Here is a 1939-nt window from a genome sequence, read left to right on the forward strand (position 1 = left end):
CAGGTCCCGACGCGTAGATACGGTGTTAACTGATGGCACCGACTTCTTCGAATTACCATAAACGTACTTGACCTTCAATGTCTCTTGACCTTCAATGTCTCTTGACCCTAAATGTCTCTTGACCCTCAATGTCTCTTGACCTTCATGTCACTTGATCTTCGATGTCTCTTGACCTTCATGTCTCTTGACCTTGATGTCTCTTGACCTTCAATGTCTCTTGGCCTTGATTTCTCTTGACCTTGATGTCTCTTGATCTTGATGTCTCTTGACCTTCAATGTCACTTGACCTTGATGTGACTTGACCTTGATGTCTCTTGATCTATCGGTGCTTTCAGTTAACGTTGTTGTATTCACGAACCCTCACTGGCTTAAGGGGCGCCAGCCCCGGGTCCGACGGACTTAGCCAGTGCAGGGTTGCCTGCTGATTACGCTTCCCCGAAATGCCTCTTGCAGACCAAGGGCCGTCAGGCCCGCCGCGTGAATACAGTGTTATAAGATGTCGGCGACTTCTCCTGAAATACTTACATATCTTTATACATACTTTCTATTCTGTTCAGTTCTATTCTATCTATTTCTTTTCTTATGTCTTCATATTCATATTCCTTGGTTATCTTAATCTCATGTCTTTCCATAAATCCGAGTATTCTTCTTGCTTCCATGATTATTGGCTTCCTATATTCCATTAGTTTAGCAATATTTACTTTAAGTTCTTCTTGATAAGGATCTGCAGTAGTAATGTAGGTTAAAGCGATATAACGCAAAAATGAATAGCCTTTACAATATTCGTTATAAATAGTTTCCATAATCTCAAAATTCTTCTCATCAAATTCAACCAACTTCTGAAGTAAGATTTGTAAACGCTCTGCTTCAAACTCTCCTGGATGTATAATCTTGCCAATAATCTTTTCTAATTCTTCCCGGGCAAATTTCGAGTTAAAGTTAGTTGAAATCAAATCTAGGTAGTGCTTTTCTAGAAGTTCCTCAAGTTCATCATGAGAATAAAGCCATTGTTCAAATTGAATTAAGTCGATATCTCTCTTCATGAAAAAATAAAGTTTTCGATGAGCATCTTTTAAATTTAACTCCATTGAATCACCCACAATAAATATATCTTTCGCCGATTTCTTATAACGTTGTTGTATTCACGAACCCTCACTGGCTTAAGGGGCGTCAGCCCCGGGTCCGACGGACTTAGCCAGTGCAGGGTTGTCTGCTGATTCCGCTCCCCTGAATTGCCTCTGCAGACCAAGGGCCGTAAGGCCCGCCGCGTGAATACGGTGTTAGCTGAAGTTCTCTTCTTCATCTGAATCCACTTTCAAAGTAGTCTTTCGTTTTTTTATATTTGTTCTAATTGTTTTATATATTAATATAAAAGTTATTATTCCATATATAATAAACTTGAAAGTAAAGTCCTCCTTCCCAGTATCATTCCAATAAATAAAGCCCATGAGGGTAAAGAATATAGTACCGATAAATAAAATATCTATAGTTAGTAGTAGAATCCAATAATGTTTCTTCACCTGTACTTTTTTCTTAATTTCTTGATAAACTAACCTATCAAAAATAATTGCAATACCGACAATAAGTACATAAAATCCAAGTAATTTAAATAAATCAAAAGTATTCAAATCACCCGTAATAATCATAATTCCTATAAAAAACAAAACAAATACTATAAATGGTATGTAAAAAAGGTATTTCATTCTACCTTCTCCTTTAAGAGAATTTCAGCTAACGTCGTTGTATTCCCGACGCCCCACCACCTTAAAGGTAGCATGGAGCCAAAGGCGAAGCGGCTCCCGACTGGCCGCGACGCGGTTAGGTGGTGCGGGTGTGTCGCCTGAATCCACTTCCTCGAAATGCCTCTTGGCGACCGAGGGGGCTTGTCCCCCGACGCGGGAATACGGTGTTATCTGTAGTTGTCCACTTCCTCGAATCG

General features: G+C 39.6%; 2 protein-coding genes. Both read right to left on the minus strand.

Annotation, left to right across the window (positions count from 1 at the left end):
* Positions 1 to 521: 521 nt before the first annotated feature.
* Positions 522 to 1100, minus strand: coding sequence for a hypothetical protein (locus ACSEXW_RS28045; protein ID WP_438449486.1), 579 nt, complete (start codon positions 1098 to 1100; stop codon positions 522 to 524).
* Between the two features lie 180 nt (positions 1101 to 1280).
* Positions 1281 to 1703, minus strand: coding sequence for a hypothetical protein (locus ACSEXW_RS28050; RefSeq protein ID WP_438449487.1), 423 nt, complete (start codon positions 1701 to 1703; stop codon positions 1281 to 1283).
* Positions 1704 to 1939: the final 236 nt, after the last annotated feature.

This window comes from Oryzibacillus soli, assembly GCF_051594765.1.
Lineage (GTDB): Bacteria > Bacillota > Bacilli > Paenibacillales > NBRC-103111 > Paenibacillus_AR.